Here is a 16,616-nt window from a genome sequence, read left to right on the forward strand (position 1 = left end):
TCAATACTAGATTTTTTATAAAATATGAGGGGTCAATATGAACAGACAGAAAACACAAAGACATTTAAAGAGGCGCGTCCTCCCCGCCCTGCTCGCCGCTCTTCTCTCCTCCCTGCTCCTCGCCTCCTGTACCACCATTGACAGCGATGTGTACGGCGAGGAGGAGGTGCTGGACTACGTCCGCTCCGTCTGCCCGGACGAGGAGTTTGAGCTGGTCTCATCAGAGCAGGTGGAGGACCGTCCCAAAAATGTAGAGTACACCTTCCGCTCCAGGGAGCGGGATCTCACATTCACAGCCAACAGCTATCTGAAAAACGTCACGATTGACGGGAGCAGCACAATTCTTTACTCAAAGGAAATCTCCTGCACCTACGTGTCGGAGATCCATGACCTCTATTACGACAGGGCCGTCCGTATCCTGGAGGAGCTTCCCACCTACGACGACGGGTGGATCGGGCTTCTCTCCTTTGACGATCTCGGGCAGGTCGCTGAAGTCATGGCCCGCGCGGGGGATGTTTACCGGGAGGAGCTGGCCTACAATGACGAGGACTTTCTCTGGAACAATCCCCTGACAAGCGTGCACCTGGCCTGGTACCCTTCGCAGGAGGATATGGAAGCCCACCAGAGCTGGATCAACATGGCGGACTTTGGGATCAACGGATTCAGCTCTCAGGAGGAGCTGTACCAGCGGCTTGCCGATGAGTATGCACAGATGTGCGTGGACAACCAGTTGGACGAGTTAGCCGCTATCCCCGAGGAATACACCCGCGGTAAGCACATGACCAGACTGGACTCGATTTATCTGGACGGTAAAAAAATGACCTACAACAGCCAGGAGGACTCCGTCAACCAGTGGTCCCTGATCACGGATCGTTTCTGCTACTGCTGGTACAGCCAGGAGACCGCCTCCTACATGCTTCCATGCGATATCGGATATGTCACCGACTCCGCCAGCGTGCCTCTGATCGTGCGGGAGTATGTCAGTGCCCTGGGCGGCAGCTACTGCCTGGAGCCGGAGGAGGGACTGTGGCTGTCATCCTGGAAGATCGGAGACGACACCTGGCAGATGGAGAGCCAGTTCTCCGATAATGAGATCACGGAATTCAACGTGATGAAAAATGGAGAGCCTCTAAACCTTCCCTTTGTCACCGCAGACGAGGACACGGAGGTGGGTGCCCGCTTCTGCGTCGGCCTGAAGGTCGAGGATTTCGCCGGGCTCTTTGACCTGGACTATCGCATAGACGAAAGCACCAAGCGGATCGACTTCTATTCGTAGGCGCATAACGCATCTAAAAAAGGCATCCTCCGGAGCTTCCGCTTCGTAAGATGCCTTTTCTTCATCTCTTTTATATATGTAGGATTTCTGATTAGTTGTTGATCAGCTTGTCCTCGCCGTTCCAGCTGTAAAGCTTTCTGATCTCTTCTCCGACCTTCTCTGACGGATGCTCTGCAGCCAGCTTTCTCATGGCCTTGAAGTGAACCTGACGTCCAGCGTCTGACATATCCAGCAGGAACTCTTTTGCGAAGGAGCCGTCCTGGATATCGGAGAGGATCTTCTTCATAGCCTTCTTTGTATCCTCTGTGATGATCTTCGGTCCTGTGATGTAATCACCGTACTCTGCTGTGTTGGAGATGGAGTATCTCATTCCGGCAAAGCCGCTCTGGTAGATCAGGTCTACGATCAGCTTCATCTCGTGGATACACTCAAAGTATGCGTTTCTCGGATCATATCCTGCCTCGCACAGTGTCTCAAATCCAGCCTGCATCAGAGCGCATACGCCGCCGCAAAGAACAGCCTGCTCACCGAAGAGGTCTGTCTCTGTCTCAACACGGAAGGTTGTCTCCAGAAGTCCGGCTCTTGCTCCGCCGATAGCCAGTCCGTAAGCCAGTGCACGGTCCCAGGCCTTTCCTGTTGCGTCCTGCTCAACAGCGATCAGGCAGGGAGTTCCTTTTCCAGCCTGGTACTCGCTTCTTACTGTGTGGCCCGGAGCCTTCGGAGCGATCATAGTAACATCCACGTTCTTCGGCGGCTTGATGCATCCGAAATGGATGTTGAAGCCGTGTGCGAACATCAGCATGTTGCCCTCTTCCAGGTTCGGCTCGATGTCCTTCTTGTACATATCAGCCTGCTTCTCATCGTTGATCAGGATCATGATCACGTCAGCCTGCTTTGCGGCCTCTGCTGCTGTGTATACCTTAAATCCCTGTGCCTCAGCCTTGGCCCAGGACTTGCTTCCCTCGTAAAGTCCTACGATGACATCGCATCCGGACTCTTTCAGGTTCAGCGCGTGGGCATGTCCCTGGCTTCCGTATCCGATGATTGCGATCTTCTGTCCTTCCAGTGCTGATAAATTACAGTCTTCCTGGTAAAAAATTCTTGCTGCCATTTTTACATTCCTCCTAAAATATAATCTTTATATTGTTAAAGGCTTTAGTCCTTTAGCATGCACATTTTACTTGGCGCCGTCGTCCGGGTTCCATGTCCTCTTCTGTCCGTTCTCGTCAATCACAGTGATGTTCTTGACTCCTCTGGACAGTCCGGTAATTCCGGTTCTCGCCAGCTCCAGTATCTCATAGCCGTCAAGGAGATTTAAGAAAGCCTCCAGCTTGGACTGATTTCCTGTCAGCTCCAGCATCAGGGACTCCTTCTCCACATCCACCACCTTGGCCCGGAAAATATCTGCCACGGAGATGATCTCCGCCCTCTGGGCCGCGTTAGCTCTCACCTTCACCATGATCAGCTCGCGGTAAACGGACTCGCCCTCTTTCAGCACCTTGATCTCAATGACATCCTCCAGCTTGCGTACCTGCTTCTCAATCTGAGAGAGGATCAGCTCGTCGCCACTTGACACGATCGTAATTCTTGTAAAGCGGGGATCAGCGGTCACACCTGCGGTAATGCTGTCAATACTGTAGCCCCGCCGGCTGAAAAGTCCTGAAATTCGACTCAGCACACCCGGCGTGTTGTCAACCAGCAGTGAAAATACCCTATTCATATCTGCACCTCTTTTCATTTGATTTTTTCAAAAACAGAGTGCGTTCTGTTTTTTTATAATAGCAATTCTATATAGTTTTGTCAAGCAGTTTCCAGAAACTTTTATTTTCAGGAAATTTTGCTTCCGTAAATCCTACTTCTGCCCCTCTATTTTCTCGGCCAGCTCTGTCAGATAGACCCACCGTTCCATCTTCTCGTCCAGCTCTGCCTGCGCCTGCTCCTTTTTCTCCATCAGCTCCCCAAGCTTTGCCGAGTTGGTAGCGTTGGCCATAATCTCCCCGTCCAGCTCCTCCAGCTTCTCCTCCAGGGCCGCTATGTCCTCATCAATGGTCTCGTACTCTCTCTGTTCTTTGTAGGAGAATTTGAGCTTTGCGTTCCTGTGCTGCTTCCAGTCCTTCGCCCCGCTTTTATCCTGTGCTTCTGCCTCGCTCTTCTTTCCCGGAGCCTGACTGTGGATCCCGGCGGAAATCTCCTCCCGCCCCTTTGTCTCGATGTAGTCCGTATAGCCTCCCTCATACTGTCTGAGAGCTCCTCCTCCGCAGAACTCAAAGATCCGGTCCGCCACATTGTCCAGGAAATACCGATCATGAGAGACAGTCACTACGATCCCTGTAAAGGCGGACAGGTAGTCCTCCAGGATCGTCATGGTGGGGATGTCCAGGTCGTTGGTGCACTCGTCAAGGACGAGGAAATTGGGGTTTGACTGCAGGATCCCAAGCAGATAAAGGCGCTTCTTCTCTCCGCCGGACAGCTTTCCGACCGGAGAATACTGCATTTCCGGCGTAAAGAGAAAGCGCTCCAGCATCTGGGAGGCGCTTATCCTGCCCTCCTTTGTCTGCACATACTCGCCTATATCCTTCACATAGTCGATGACTCTCTGCTCTGTGTCCATCTGGGGCAGCTCCTGGGAGAAATAAGCTATCCGCACAGTCTCCCCCACTTCCACCTGTCCGCCATCCGGCTCCACCTCCCCGGCAATGATCTTCAGCAGGGTGGATTTTCCGCAGCCGTTGGGCCCCACGATCCCCACCTTCTGATTTTTCAGGAAAATGTAGTCAAAATCCCGGATAATCACATTTTCGCCATAGCTCTTGCTGATGTGGTGCAGCTCCACCGTCTTCCTGCCCATCCTCGTCTCCACCGAATCGATCTGGGCCGTCTCCTTAGCCACAGGGGCCGCCTGGCTCTTGAGCGCCTCCAGCCTCTCCAGCCGCGCTCTCTGCTTGGTGGATCTGGCGCGGCATCCCCTCCTGGCCCACTCCAGTTCCATCCGAAGGACGCTCTTTCTCTTTCTCTCCGAGGCAAGCTCACTCTCCTCCCTGGCCGCCTTCAGCTCAAGGAACTGTGAATAATTCGCCTCGTATCCGTAAATCTTTCCCCAGTCAATTTCCAGAATTCTGTCTGTCACCTTGTCCAGAAAATACCGGTCGTGAGTCACCATCAGAACAGTGCCCCGGAAGGATTTCAGATAGTCCTCCAGCCAGCTGATCATCTCCTGATCCAGGTGGTTGGTGGGCTCGTCCAGAAGCAGCACATCAAAGGAGTCCGCCAGCAGCCTGGCCATGGCGGTCCGCTTCTTCTGCCCGCCGGACAGGGTATCGATGGGGGCTTCCCAGTCCGTGATGCCCAGCTCATTGAGATTGCTCTGCACCTTCCAGTCCATATCCGGATCCCCGCTGAAGGCCCAGGAGGAGACCGTGGCCCCGTCCTCAAACTGAGGCGTCTGTGAGAGGTAGGCCATGCGGATGCCGCTGCGGGTCACGATCTGCCCCTCATCCGGTGTCTCCAGCCCTGCCACAAGGCGCAGGAGGGTGGTCTTTCCGGTCCCGTTGATGCCGATGATCCCCACCTTGTCCCCCTCCTGCACGCCGTAGGAGGCGTCCTCAAAAATCGTCTTGCCGCCAAAAACCTTGCTGATATGTTCAATGTTGATGATATTCATAAGTAAAACCTCTTTTCATTTTCCTTTGCCGCTGGCGAAAACACTTGCGGCAAACCACTGCACATGACGCTATTTTATAGGATTTCTTTTCTCCCGGCAAGTCCATAGGAGCAAAAATGGCCTCTGCAAATGCTGCGAGCAAACTATATGCCTGAATTCTATTGACTGTTCCCCGGGGGCACATGCTATAAAGAGCATAGAAAAACTGAGATTGGAGGATACAAGCCATGAAGATAAAGGAAGCAGAAGAAAGAACCGGGCTGACCCGCAAGGCCATTCGGTACTATGAGTCAAACGGGCTGATTCATCCCGCCCAGCCGGAAGAAAACGGATATAAGGACTATGACGAGGAGACGATACGCTCCCTCCTCCTCATCAGGAAGCTGCGCCTGCTCGACTTTTCCGTTCCTCAGATCCGCCAATATCTGAGCGGGGATGACCCCTCACGCCTTCTGAAAAAAAGAATACAGGAGGAACAGCAGACGCTCAGCAAGGCAAAGCAGACGATACGCCTTCTGGAAAAGATAAAACGAGGGGAAAATCTGGAAGCTCTGGATGTGGAGGCCCTTCTCCTTAGCGATGCCCTGACGCAAACCCGGCGCATTCTGGCCGGCAACCTGTTATTTGCCATGGCCAACCTGGGCTCCTTTCTGGTCATCACAGCGCTCCTCATTCTCCAGATGATGCGGCATCCCTCTTTTACGCTCCCGCCCTATCTTCTGATGATCCAGTGCTCTCTCACCGCCATCCTGGGCATCTGGAAGAGCCGGCTTAAGAAGAAAGCTCTTGAAAGGGGCGCCTTCCTGCGGATGGTCATGCCCGCGGAGGCCGCTCTCCTCTTTTTGCTGTGTGCCTTCACCTTTGCCGTGGCCGGGCAGATGATACTGAGCCGCATCTGGCTGATACGGAGCGCCATCATCCAGTCTGGCGGCGGTCCGGCTGTGGCCGCCGCGGTGGCTCTCCAGGGTCTCTGCCTTCTCCTCTACGCTGCCCTGGATCTTGTCATGGTCATCCTGCCCTTTACCTCCGCCATGCGCAGCCGGGCAGAGTTTACCACCTGGAGGCAGCCCACAGACCTGCAGCCACGCCGGCAAGACAGCCCAGGACACTGAGCAGCATATAAGTCACGGCAAGGCCCGGATGCCCCTTCTCCAGGAGCTGCCAGGCCTCCAGTGAGAAGGTGGAAAAGGTCGTAAAACCGCCGCACACTCCCGTCTTCAGGAAGAGCACCAGCCCCTCCGGGGCCTGCCTCCTGGCCGCCATACCGGCGATCACGCCGATGGCCAGGGCCCCCAGCAGATTGGTCGCAAGGGTCAGCACAGGGAAGGTACCCTTGTAGGGCAGAAGGCTGACAGCGTACCGGAGCATGGCTCCCACAGCCCCGCCCAGTCCCACAAAAACAAAGCTCGCAAGCTGCATCTCATTCACCTCTCTCAAAATCATTTCTCTTGTAAAATCATTTTCCGGCAAAGATCATTTCTTCGGGAAACTAAATTTTATCGCGCAGACAAAGGGCAGGACCGTCAAGGCCCTGCCCCTCTCTATGCAAAGTGTATATGGTTCTGTTACATTATGCGTTCTGCGCCTTGCGTGCCGCGCGCTTTTTGCCGTACCAGATAATGAGTGCGACATAAACGGCTGCCGCAATGACACCGATCACATAGGATGCGCCCCACGGTACATTGAAGCCGATCTTGGCGTTTACAATGTATGTAATTGTGACAAAGGCATACCATGCGCCCGGGATCAGAGGCATCCAGACAAATTTTGCTTTTCCGTTCTCAAACATCCATACAGAGATGGCGATGAAGGCGAACAGCGACAGCGTCTGGTTTGACCATGCGAAGTAACGCCACAGGATGTTGAATCCTTCCGCATTGCTCTTTGCAAATACAAGGATGACAGCAACCAGGATGAAGATAACAGCTGCCAGGCCCAGACGTTTTTTCACATTTTTCTGATCAAGGTGAAGGGCATCAGAGATGGCCATACGCAGGGAGCGAAGGGCAGTATCTCCGGATGTGATGGGAAGTACGATGACGCCCAGAAGAGCGATCACGCCGCCCACAGGTCCAAGGATATCCTTGCAGACAACACCGATGGTAGCTGTGGCAAGTGAAGCATCCGCAGCCTGCAGTCCCAGGTTGTAAACGCCCATGGCGCCTGCAGCCCAAACCATAGCGATGAATCCCTCCAGAACCATCATGTTGTAGAATGTCATGCGGCCCTGGCGCTCGCTCTTCATTGTACGGGAGATGATGGCTGTCTGTGTGGAGTGGAATCCAGACAGAATACCACATGCCACCGTGATGAAGAAGATCGGGATAAAGTGGTTTGCACTGAAATAGTCACCGTAGGATACAAGAGCGCCGTTCCAGTTGTCCCAGATGTTGATCAGCGGGTAGCCCTTTGCAAAAAGGCCGACAAATACGCCGAGTGCGGAGAACAGAAGGATTGCTCCGAAGATCGGGTAGATACGTCCGATGATCTTGTCGATGGGGAATACAGTAGCGACCAGGTAGTAAACAAAGATCACACCGTAGATCACCCATGTGGAAACGGAGGTTGCCTTTCCGTCAAAGCCGAACACCTGTGTCGCGGCAATGTCGCCAGGTGTGTAGATAAATACAGCGCCTACCAGAAGAAGCAGCAGACTGCAGAAAATCTGGTAAACAGTGTACACGCCTTTGTTGCTGTATCTGCGGATCATATCCGGCATCTGTGTACCTCCGTCACGCAGACAGATCATACCGGAAAAGTAATCGTGCATAGCGCCGCCGATAATATTTCCGATAGGGATAGTGATAAATGCGATAGGCCCGAAAAGAATTCCCTGGATAGGTCCAAGGATCGGGCCTGTACCTGCAATATTCAGCAGGTTGATCAGACTGTTCTTCCACTCTCTCATGGGAACATAGTCCAGACCGTCCTGTTTTGTGTAGGCAGGAGTCTTCCTGTCATCAGGCCCAAATACATGCTCGCAGAATTTGCCGTACAGCGCAGCGCCGACGAACAGGATCACGAGACCGATAATAAAAGTTGCCATATGTTTCCCTCCTTTTTCTCATTCCATAAACTACACTTTTACGCACTAATTTAGTATAACAGTGCGAATTTTAAAAGTAAAGAAACTTTTTTAATCAATATCTCTTGATCTATTTTAATATTTTTTTCAGTATTCCGACTATTCTTCTCATTTTTTTACCAAAGTGATATAATACACCTGTCAATTTATGAGGAAGCGAGGGATCATTGTGCTGAAATTTTTAGAGGAAGAACAGATCGATCCACAGGTGATCAATGGGATAAAGGAATTCAGGAAAGCCTATGCGCTGGAGACGGAGGCTGCGGAAACGCCCCGCTATTTTTATTATGGAAGGAACGTGTGGGAACAGGCTGCCCAGGCTCTTCTGGCCGGCGAAAACCTGCTCCTGGCGGGGGCCAAAGCCACCGGGAAAAACGTGCTGGCGGAAAATCTGGCTGCCGCCTTCGGGCGGCCGGTATACAACGTCTCCCTCCACATCAATGCCGACGCGGCGTCCATGCTGGGGACAGACACATTTAAAAACGGGGAGGTCACCTTCCGCCCCGGCCCGGTCAGCGAGGCTGCCGCAGGGGGAGGCTTCTGTGTGCTGGATGAGATCAATATGGCCAGGAATGAGGCTCTGGCAGTCCTCCACTCAGTCCTGGACTTCCGCCGCTTTGTCCAGATCCCCGGATATAAAAAAATCCGGATCCACGGCGCCACCCGGTTCATCGCCACTATGAACTACGGCTATGCCGGGACGAGGGAACTGAACGAGGCGCTCTCCTCCCGCTTTATGATCCTTATCATGCCGGAAATCGCAAAGGAGGATCTCTCCCGTCTGCTCACCAGAGAGTTTCCCGCCATGAAGCCTGACTATGTCCGGCAGTTCACCTCTCTTTTCATTGATATAAGGGATAAATGCAGGAGCGGTGAGCTGACGGAAAAGGTACTGGATCTGCGGGGACTCACCGGTGCTCTGCGGATGATGCAGGGAGGGCTGGCCCCTTGTCAGGCTCTGGACATGGGCCTGACAAACAAGACCCCGGACGAGTACGAGCAGTCCCTTGTTCGGGATATCATCGCATCCAGGATTTCCAAAAAGACAGACGCACAGGCCATCTTCCGGCCGTAGCAGAGAGGCGGTATACCAGAACATGCAGGAAAAGAAGCTTCCCCGCCCTCAGAGGCGGGCTCTAAATATCATATGGACTGCCGCCGGCGACTACTCCTTCACCCCTTCCTTCACCGCCTTCTGGCAGGACGGGGAGCCGGACTTTTACATGAACTCCATCATCGGATATGTACACAAGTGGTATGACCCGGACATCATGGGGGAGCTCTTTGACCAGATCAACCGCTCTTTCCTCCGGGAAACGCTGGACGGCCTTCTCTGGGTCGCCCTGGAAAGCTGCGCCTATGAGAGGGAATCAGCCCAGCGGCCTGTGCTGTCCGAAATGCGCCTGCGCCATGCAGAAACATTCTTCGCCCAGGAGCTGTCCCGATCCCGGCAGCAGTGGATGGCCCAGAACAGTCTTGTCTACGCTCTCCAGGCAGCCCGGTGCCGTCTGGTCCTGGGAAAGGAGGCGGGCCTTGTGAACCCCTGGGAGAGGCGACTCTTTGCAGACCTCCAGTACGATGGGGCCATGACAGCGCAGGAGATCAGAGAGCGGACCCTTCAGGTCTTCCGCAGATATTTCCCGATCCTCTCCTCCCCCGGACGTCCCTCTGTCCTGGCCGGCCTTCGCCAAAAGCTCCGCCGCTTCCTTCTTCGCAGACTCCCCTCCCGCCTGGTCCGCACGGACACGCTCCTCATGACCGGCGTCATCCCCGGGGAGGGCCGGGTCGCCGAAGGACGCAGAGGCCTGGATGTGGGCCGCCAGAACCCGGCTGTCCAGAAGGCGGATCTCCTCTATATAGAGGGCTGCTTTGGAAAGCCTCTGTACACGGAGGAGGAATGGCGGCGGATCGAGGATGAGCTGTGCCGGGACGCCCATGCCAGATGCCATCTCTATTTTACAGACGGCCAGCAGGGAGCCGCCCCCTCCCCGGACACCGCGGTGCAGAAGGTTCGGCGGGACGCCGCCGCCCAGATGTACAGGAATAAAGCACATTTCCAGGGCAGATACAGGCTCTACAGGGCCAGCATCACCCGGCTCTCGGAACAGATACGAAGCAGTCTTCTGGTCTATCCCCAGCCCATCCGGGTCCGCAGCCGGTCCGGCGTCCTCTTCCCCTCCCAGATCTGGAGGGGACTCTACCTGGACGATCCACGGGTCTTCATGGACACGCTGGATGAGTCGGAGGCAGACTTCTCTGTGGATCTGATGCTGGACGCCTCCGCCTCACGGCTTCAGAGCCAGGAGATCATCGCGGCCCAGGGCTATGTCATCGCCCGAAGCCTGCAGCTTTGCCGCATACCGGTACAGGTCTTCTCCTTTCTCAGCGTCCGTGGCTACACGGTCCTACAGAGGTTTGTGGACTACAGCCAGACAGATCCGGGACAGGCGGAGCACATCTTCCGGTATTTCGCGGCCGGATGGAACAGGGACGGCCTGGCCCTCCGGGGCGCCGGGCGCCTGATGGAGGACTCTCCTGCAAGGAACCGCCTTCTCATCGTCCTCACCGACGCCAGCCCTAACGACGACCGGCGGATCCCCGCCACCCCAGCCGGTTCCTCCAGGAGACTGGTGAGCCAGGACTACTCCGGTCAGGCCGGCGTGAAGGACACTGCCGCCGAGGTCCGGGCCCTGCGGAAAAAGGGCGTATACGTGTGCGGCATCCTGACCGGCGCCGACGGGGACACCAGAGCCGCCCGGGAGATCTTTGGCAATGATTTTGTCCGCATAGAGAAAATGGAGCGCTTCAGCGAGGCCGCCGGGGTGCTCATACAGCAGCAGATACAAAAGCTGACCCTGCGCTAGAGGCCTTTGTCGCCTCGGCAGGGTCAGCTTTTTGCCGTCTGTCTCACTTTATAATCATTGTGTCCTCTATTTCACTTCGATCAGCTCATACTCCCTTGTGCCGATGCCGATCTTCTCCGCATGGGCCAGACAGGTCTCCCACTCGCTCTCCGGCGTGGTGTTGACAAAGTGGTCGTGGTGATCGCAGAAATCGCGCTCGTGCATCCGGTCGTCCAGAAGGCTTCCCGGTATGGGCTGCTGCGCGTTGCAGGCATCCGCGCAGGCCTGGTCCAGGGCCACCGGATCAAAGCTGGCGAACATGCCCACATCCGGCAGGATGGGAAGATCGTTCTCCGCATGGCAGTCACAGTAGGGCGATACATCGATGACCAGGTTGATGTGGAAATTCGGTCTGCCGTCCAGCACCGCCTTGGAGTACTCCGCGATCTTCATATCCAGATCCTTCACCGCGGAGCTGTTCTCGTTGTAGATGGCGTCAAAGTTGCAGGCTCCCAGGCACCGTCCGCAGCCCACGCATTTGTCGTGGTCAATGCTGGCCTTCTTCTCCGGGAAGGAAATAGCGCCGTGGGCGCAGTTCTTTGAACAGACGCGGCAGCCCACACAGTGCTCCCTGTCCACAGTCGGCTTGCCGCTATTGTGCTGCTCCATCTTGCCGGCTCTGCTCCCGCAGCCCATGCCAATGTTCTTGAGGGCTCCGCCGAATCCGGTGGCCTCATGCCCTTTAAAATGGTTGAGGCTGATAAAGATGTCCGCGTCCATAATGGCCCGGCCGATCTTCGCCTCCTTGACCAGCTCTCCTCCCCGCACCGGCACATAGGCCTCATCTGTCCCCTTCAGGCCGTCGGCAATAATAATATGGCAGCCTGTGGATAGGATGTTAAACCCGTTCTCATAGGCTGCGGAAAGGTGCTCCAGCGCATCCTTTCTTCTGCCCACATAGAGTGTGTTGCAGTCTGTCAGGAAGGGACGTCCTCCCAGCTCCTTGATCACGTCTGCCACCGCCTTGGCATAGTTTGGCCGAAGGAAAGACAGATTGCCCGGCTCTCCGAAATGGATCTTGATGGCCGTCATCTTCTTCTCAAAATCAATCTCCCCGATGCCCGCCTTTTTGATCAGCTTCTGCAGCTTCCGGGGAAGGTTGGTTCCAGGCAGAGCCCGGAGGTCAGTAAAATACACTTTTGATTTTTCCATTGCTTTCTCCTCTTTATTCTTTATATTTTTTCTGGATTTCTCTGTATCTTTCCATTACCTGTCTTTTTTCAGTCCCGGCAGAGATAAAAGGAGCACCGCAGCCAGAATGCACAGGATGCCAGCCACATCTATCCCCGCAAACACAACATGCATGATAAGGGCCGATGCCACAGTGGCTGTGACAGGCTCCACAGATGCCAGCAGGCTGGCCTTTGCCGCCCCGATCATACGCACTCCCTCCATATAGAAGGAGAAGGACAGCACTGTTCCCACGACGATGACCACCGCCAGAGCTCCCACCGCCTCCAGATCCCAGTGCCCGGCCACATGCCAGGGGTGGGTAAAGGCGGACAGCACAATGCCGCCCACCAGCATGCCCCAGCCGATGACGCAGAAGGTGCCGTACTTTTTCATAAGCTTTGTTGGGAGCAGATTATACACAGCCATCATGACCGCGGACAAAAGCCCCCAGGCCAGAGCCTCCCCGGAAAGGGCCATGGTTCGGACATTTCCGTGGGTGGCCAGAAGAAACGTCCCTCCCAGCGCCAGGATCAGGGCTGCAATCTCAAATCCCTTCGGGCACCTCCTCATGCGGACGGACTCATACCCCAGGATCAGCACCGGCGCTGTGTACTGCAGCACCGTGGCTGTCCCCGCGTTGGAGAGCTCCACCGCCGTGTAGTAGGAGAGCTGGCAGCCAGCCATCCCGAAGATGGCAAAGAGGACAAGGATAAGAGCGTCCCTTTTGTCTGTCCAGATCTTCCAGAAGGTATTCCTCTGCTTGACAAGCACTGTGGACAGGAGCAGGATGCCCGCGATCACAAGCCGGACGCTGACAAGCCACCTGGCGTTTGTCCCCTTATACTCAAATAAGAACTGTCCAAAGACGCCTGCCAGTCCCCAGAATATCCCTCCAATGAGGGCGATGGACATCCCTCTCATCGCCTCTCTTCTTTCCATATTTGTCATAATACCGAATGCCTCTTCCTATGTTTTTTAGCTGCCTTTGCATTTAAGCAGAAAAAAATCCCATATCCGTCTTTTCCTTCCGGACTGATATGGGATACTCTCAGGATCTGTACCGCATGCCATCTCTAGTGCGCCGCCGTGTAGGGCTTTCTCTTAAACACTTCCCTTGCCTTGGCGTCCACCTTTGATTCCATGCTGTAGTAGGATCTCATCAGATCGGCTTTAATCCTTTTGCGGCTTCTTCTCTCTTTTCTCATCTTCCTCATCCTCACTGTCCTAAAATGTTGACATAGAAAGATTAACATACAATTGTCACAAAAGGATTAAGCCTTTGTCAAATCCAGGTAAAGCCTCTGCTATCGTACCCTTACTGTACTGTTTTCCCATAAAAGATCAGTCCCACCACACCGGGGCCCGCGTGGGTGCCGATGCTTGGGCTCACATCATTGATCACGATATTGTCAAAGCCCAGCGCCGCCACCTGCTCCCCCACAGCCCTGGCGTCCTCAGGGCAGTCTCCGTGCACGATGGCTACAGGCCTGTCCTTGCCGAAGCGCTCCGTGTCAAGGGACTGCTCCATCTTTGTCACCAGAGTCTTCAGGGCTTTCTTCCTGCCCCGCACCGTACCGTCAGACTTCAGCTCCCCGGAGGCCGTCACCGTAAGAAGGGGCTTGATGTTGATCATGCTGCCCACCACAGCCGTCGTCTTGGAGACCCGTCCGCCTCTCTGGAGATGGTGAAGATCGTCCACCGTGAAATACACATTTATATGGTCTCTCTCCTCTGTCAGCGTATCATAGATCTCCTCCATGGATCGCCCTTCCTCTTTGAGCTGCGCCGCCCGCATGACGGATACCCCTTCGCCCAGGGAGGCGTTGAGGGAGTCAAATACAAGGATCCTTCTGCCCGGGAAGTCCTCCATCAGGTCCCTGGCCGCCACCTGCACGTTCTGGCAGCTGCCGCTGAGGGCGCTGGAAAAAGCAATGTGAAGAATATCCTTTCCCTGTTTTAATATAGCCGTAAACTTTTCACGGATCACCTCCGGATTGTTTGCCATGGATTTGGGAAGCTCTCCCTTCCTCATGGTCTCATAAAATTCTGACGGCTCCATCTTGATCTCATCCCCGTATACAGTGTCCCCGAACATGTAGTACTGGGGGATAACGGGAATTTTGTACTGCTCCAGAAATTCTTCCGGGACATCCGAGTTGGAGTCTGTTGTGATCACAAAATCTGCCATGCCAAAAACCTCCTTGTAAAATACCGCTTTGCCCATTATATCGCATTGCGGAGGAATTTACCAGTGATTTGATTTTCTTCTTTGCAATTCGTCCGTTTAGTGATAAAGTAGTATGGTAGTTTGCTGTGCGGCCTGCCCGCACAGTGGAAAAAGGTAAATCTATATAGTACATAGGAGGAAATTATGTCTGGTTCAAATTCATCTGTCAAGAAAACACACGCGTCTGTTTTTGAACTGAACGGTGTACCGTCCTTCGGGCAGGCTCTGCCCCTGGCTCTGCAGCATGTAGTCGCCATGATCGTGGGATGCGTCACGCCGTCCATCATTGTTGCAGGTGTGGCCGGGATCAACGACAGCGACAGGGTCATTCTCATACAGGCCGCCCTGTTCTGCTCCGCTATCAGCACACTGCTCCAGCTTTTCCCGTTTATTAAATTTGGAAATTTCCAGCTCGGAAGCGCCCTGCCTGTCATCATGGGCATCAGCTTTGCCTACGTGCCCAGCATGCAGGCTATTGCAGGCACCTACGACATCGCCACCATTCTGGGCGCACAGGTGGTAGGCGGCGTTGTCGCCATCATTGTGGGCTTCTGCATAAGGAAGATCCGCATCCTGTTCCCGCCCCTTGTGACGGGGACCGTCGTCTTCACCATCGGCCTTTCTCTGTACCCCACTGCTGTCAACTATATGGCGGGCGGTACCTCCAGCGACGCCTACGGCTCCTGGCAGAACTGGCTTGTAGCCTTTTTTACGCTGGCTGTTGTGACAGGCCTCAATCACTTTGCAAAAGGCTTCCTTAAGCTGGCCTCCATCCTGATTGGTATTGTGGCCGGCTATATTCTGGCTATCCCCTTTGGCCTTGTGGATCTGTCCGGTGTCCAGTCCGCCGGGCTCTTCCAGCTTCCGCAGCCGCTGCACTTTTCCATGAGCTTTGAGCCCTCCGCCTGCATAGCCATCGGACTTCTGTTCGCCATCAACTCCATTCAGGCCATCGGAGACTTCTCCGCCACAACATCCGGCAGCATGAACCGGATGCCTGAGAACAAGGAGCTGCAGGGAGGCATTGTCATGTACGGCATCAGCAACATCCTCTGCGCCTTCCTGGGAGGACTTCCCACAGCCACCTACAGCCAGAACGTGGGTATTGTGACCACTACAAAGGTCATCAACCGCTGCGTGCTGGGACTGGCCGCCATCATCCTGATGATCGCCGGCTTTGTGCCCAAGTTCTCCGGTCTTCTGACCACCATTCCCCAGTGTGTGCTGGGCGGCGCCACCATATCTGTGTTCGCCTCCATCGCCATGACCGGCATCAAGCTCATCTTCCAGCAGGAGATGAACTTCCGGAACACCTCCATTGTGGGACTTTCCGTGGCTCTCGGCATGGGAATTACCCAGGCCTCCGGCTCACTGGCCGCCTTCCCCGAGTGGGTGACTACCGTATTTGGAAGCTCACCGGTTGTTGTTGCCACACTGATGGCCATTCTTCTGAACGTCATACTCCCAAAGGAGGAGAAAAAAGAAGAAGGGACAAAATAAGAAAAAATCCGAGTGAACTGTAAGAAGAGGGTGTCCCAAAACTATGAATTTTTAAATTTATAGGAAAGGGGCACCCTTTCTTTTATCAAAAGGCTCTTTCATATCTGAAAAACGGCACTGGTCCTTAGCCTTCCAGTGCCATTTTTGTGATATTATGGGCAATCGATAATAGTCCCCACTCTATCTTTACCTTCTCTTTTCCTCGGAGCAGAAATCGCCGGAACGACCAACAGCCTTTGATCCTTCCAAAGGTCTGTTCTACTTCCACCACTCTTTGTGAACGCAGCTCCAGTCCTTTCTCAGAGCAAAGGTTTTCGTTCGCTTTTCTCTTTAACTCATTTAAACGATGGGATATCCGTATCGTCTTTGGTTTGTCTGAGTTTTTGCACTCCCCTGCATATGGACACCCTCCGCAGTCTTCACACCGGTAATAATCTCTACGGGTTTCATATCCAGCGTCTGTTACATATTTTCGGTCCCCTACATGCTCCAGATGTTTTCCATTCCGGCATAGGAAACAATCCCTCTCTTTATTGTAGGGTAAATGTTCCGGTAAATAGGGGTTCTCTCGGTTCTTTCGTCTCTTTTCCCAATGAAACTTATTATATTTCACATAATTGCCCAGTTGTTTTTCTTCTAAATATTCGTAATTCTCTTCACTCCCGTATCCTGCATCTGCCACGATGTTTTCCGGGAACCTACCCAGTTTCTCCTTTAGATGCTGCAAATGGGGGATCATCGTTGTTGTGTCTGTAGGATTAGGGTGGATAGTAAAACCTACGATATACCGG

15 protein-coding genes are annotated in these 16,616 nt (G+C 54.2%); 5 read left to right on the plus strand and 10 right to left on the minus strand.

Features of this window, described 5'->3' with window-relative positions; all coding sequences use genetic code 11:
* Positions 1 to 37: 37 nt before the first annotated feature.
* Positions 38 to 1,276 (plus strand): hypothetical protein, encoded by a 1,239-nt coding sequence (locus tag FGQ86_RS05875; RefSeq protein ID WP_138303198.1) that lies wholly within the window; start codon positions 38 to 40, stop codon positions 1,274 to 1,276.
* Positions 1,277 to 1,367: 91 nt separating this feature from the next.
* Here the strand turns inward: FGQ86_RS05875 and ilvC are convergent, their stop codons facing one another.
* From ilvC to FGQ86_RS05890, 3 genes are all read right to left on the minus strand, one after another.
* Positions 1,368 to 2,387 carry a ketol-acid reductoisomerase gene (gene ilvC / locus FGQ86_RS05880; RefSeq protein WP_033125505.1) on the minus strand — a complete coding sequence of 340 codons (1,020 nt, stop codon included), beginning with the start codon at positions 2,385 to 2,387 and terminating at the stop codon, positions 1,368 to 1,370.
* A gap of 66 nt (positions 2,388 to 2,453) precedes the next feature.
* Positions 2,454 to 2,996: an acetolactate synthase small subunit gene (ilvN, locus tag FGQ86_RS05885; RefSeq protein ID WP_052083993.1), complete on the minus strand. Its 543-nt coding sequence runs from the start codon at positions 2,994 to 2,996 to the stop codon at positions 2,454 to 2,456.
* A gap of 132 nt (positions 2,997 to 3,128) precedes the next feature.
* Complete coding sequence (locus FGQ86_RS05890; RefSeq protein ID WP_033125504.1) at positions 3,129 to 4,937, minus strand: ABC-F family ATP-binding cassette domain-containing protein; 1,809 nt, start codon at positions 4,935 to 4,937, stop codon at positions 3,129 to 3,131.
* Positions 4,938 to 5,164: 227 nt separating this feature from the next.
* Here FGQ86_RS05890 and FGQ86_RS05895 point away from each other — a divergent pair, with 227 nt between their 5' ends.
* The gene (locus FGQ86_RS05895) at positions 5,165 to 6,049 is read left to right on the plus strand and encodes a MerR family transcriptional regulator (protein ID WP_138303199.1); all 885 of its coding nucleotides are present in this window, start codon (positions 5,165 to 5,167) and stop codon (positions 6,047 to 6,049) included.
* Here FGQ86_RS05895 and crcB read toward each other — a convergent pair.
* Entirely contained in the window at positions 5,988 to 6,365 is a 378-nt protein-coding gene (gene crcB / locus FGQ86_RS05900; RefSeq protein WP_330635874.1) for a fluoride efflux transporter CrcB, read from the minus strand. The two genes, FGQ86_RS05895 and crcB, sit on opposite strands and share 62 nt — an antisense overlap.
* Positions 6,366 to 6,507: 142 nt before the next feature.
* Positions 6,508 to 7,983: a carbon starvation CstA family protein gene (locus FGQ86_RS05905; RefSeq protein ID WP_033125503.1), complete on the minus strand. Its 1,476-nt coding sequence runs from the start codon at positions 7,981 to 7,983 to the stop codon at positions 6,508 to 6,510.
* A gap of 208 nt (positions 7,984 to 8,191) precedes the next feature.
* Between FGQ86_RS05905 and FGQ86_RS05910 the strand changes: the two genes are divergently transcribed.
* Both FGQ86_RS05910 and FGQ86_RS05915 read left to right on the plus strand, forming a co-directional pair.
* The gene (locus FGQ86_RS05910; RefSeq protein ID WP_347562482.1) at positions 8,192 to 9,097 is read left to right on the plus strand and encodes a MoxR family ATPase; all 906 of its coding nucleotides are present in this window, start codon (positions 8,192 to 8,194) and stop codon (positions 9,095 to 9,097) included.
* A 22-nt stretch (positions 9,098 to 9,119) separates the two neighbouring features.
* Positions 9,120 to 10,886, plus strand: a complete 1,767-nt coding sequence (locus FGQ86_RS05915) for a hypothetical protein (protein ID WP_138303200.1) — start codon at positions 9,120 to 9,122, stop codon at positions 10,884 to 10,886.
* A gap of 66 nt (positions 10,887 to 10,952) precedes the next feature.
* Here the strand turns inward: FGQ86_RS05915 and FGQ86_RS05920 are convergent, their stop codons facing one another.
* From FGQ86_RS05920 to FGQ86_RS05930, 4 genes are all read right to left on the minus strand, one after another.
* Positions 10,953 to 12,077 (minus strand): DUF362 domain-containing protein, encoded by a 1,125-nt coding sequence (locus FGQ86_RS05920; protein WP_033125501.1) that lies wholly within the window; start codon positions 12,075 to 12,077, stop codon positions 10,953 to 10,955.
* A 54-nt stretch (positions 12,078 to 12,131) separates the two neighbouring features.
* Positions 12,132 to 13,046: a DMT family transporter gene (locus tag FGQ86_RS05925; RefSeq protein WP_138303201.1), complete on the minus strand. Its 915-nt coding sequence runs from the start codon at positions 13,044 to 13,046 to the stop codon at positions 12,132 to 12,134.
* A gap of 125 nt (positions 13,047 to 13,171) precedes the next feature.
* Positions 13,172 to 13,303: a hypothetical protein gene (locus tag FGQ86_RS16585; protein WP_255349846.1), complete on the minus strand. Its 132-nt coding sequence runs from the start codon at positions 13,301 to 13,303 to the stop codon at positions 13,172 to 13,174.
* A gap of 110 nt (positions 13,304 to 13,413) precedes the next feature.
* Positions 13,414 to 14,286 carry a DegV family protein gene (locus tag FGQ86_RS05930; RefSeq protein ID WP_171031516.1) on the minus strand — a complete coding sequence of 291 codons (873 nt, stop codon included), beginning with the start codon at positions 14,284 to 14,286 and terminating at the stop codon, positions 13,414 to 13,416.
* A 183-nt stretch (positions 14,287 to 14,469) separates the two neighbouring features.
* Between FGQ86_RS05930 and FGQ86_RS05935 the strand changes: the two genes are divergently transcribed.
* Positions 14,470 to 15,825 (plus strand): nucleobase:cation symporter-2 family protein, encoded by a 1,356-nt coding sequence (locus FGQ86_RS05935; RefSeq protein ID WP_033125498.1) that lies wholly within the window; start codon positions 14,470 to 14,472, stop codon positions 15,823 to 15,825.
* 124 nt (positions 15,826 to 15,949) lie between these two features.
* Here the strand turns inward: FGQ86_RS05935 and FGQ86_RS05940 are convergent.
* Positions 15,950 to 16,616, minus strand: a 667-nt coding sequence (locus tag FGQ86_RS05940) for a transposase (RefSeq protein WP_171031517.1), incomplete at its 5' end; no start/stop codon positions are given.

This window comes from Clostridium sp. BSD2780061688st1 H5 (assembly GCF_005845155.1).
GTDB lineage: Bacteria > Bacillota > Clostridia > Lachnospirales > Lachnospiraceae > Claveliimonas > Claveliimonas intestinigallinarum.

Excerpts from the sequence above, each read along its gene's own strand:
- FGQ86_RS05875 (WP_138303198.1), top strand. The coding sequence starts at position 38 with ATGAACAGACAGAAAACACAAAGACATTTAAAGAGGCGCGTCCTCCCC.
- ilvC (WP_033125505.1), bottom strand. The coding sequence starts at position 2,387 with ATGGCAGCAAGAATTTTTTACCAGGAAGACTGTAATTTATCAGCACTG.
- ilvN (WP_052083993.1), bottom strand. The coding sequence starts at position 2,996 with ATGAATAGGGTATTTTCACTGCTGGTTGACAACACGCCGGGTGTGCTG.
- FGQ86_RS05890 (WP_033125504.1), bottom strand. The coding sequence starts at position 4,937 with ATGAATATCATCAACATTGAACATATCAGCAAGGTTTTTGGCGGCAAG.
- FGQ86_RS05895 (WP_138303199.1), top strand. The coding sequence starts at position 5,165 with ATGAAGATAAAGGAAGCAGAAGAAAGAACCGGGCTGACCCGCAAGGCC.
- FGQ86_RS05905 (WP_033125503.1), bottom strand. The coding sequence starts at position 7,983 with ATGGCAACTTTTATTATCGGTCTCGTGATCCTGTTCGTCGGCGCTGCG.
- FGQ86_RS05915 (WP_138303200.1), top strand. The coding sequence starts at position 9,120 with ATGCAGGAAAAGAAGCTTCCCCGCCCTCAGAGGCGGGCTCTAAATATC.
- FGQ86_RS05920 (WP_033125501.1), bottom strand. The coding sequence starts at position 12,077 with ATGGAAAAATCAAAAGTGTATTTTACTGACCTCCGGGCTCTGCCTGGA.
- FGQ86_RS05925 (WP_138303201.1), bottom strand. The coding sequence starts at position 13,046 with ATGACAAATATGGAAAGAAGAGAGGCGATGAGAGGGATGTCCATCGCC.
- FGQ86_RS16585 (WP_255349846.1), bottom strand. The coding sequence starts at position 13,303 with ATGAGAAAAGAGAGAAGAAGCCGCAAAAGGATTAAAGCCGATCTGATG.
- FGQ86_RS05930 (WP_171031516.1), bottom strand. The coding sequence starts at position 14,286 with ATGGCAGATTTTGTGATCACAACAGACTCCAACTCGGATGTCCCGGAA.
- FGQ86_RS05935 (WP_033125498.1), top strand. The coding sequence starts at position 14,470 with ATGTCTGGTTCAAATTCATCTGTCAAGAAAACACACGCGTCTGTTTTT.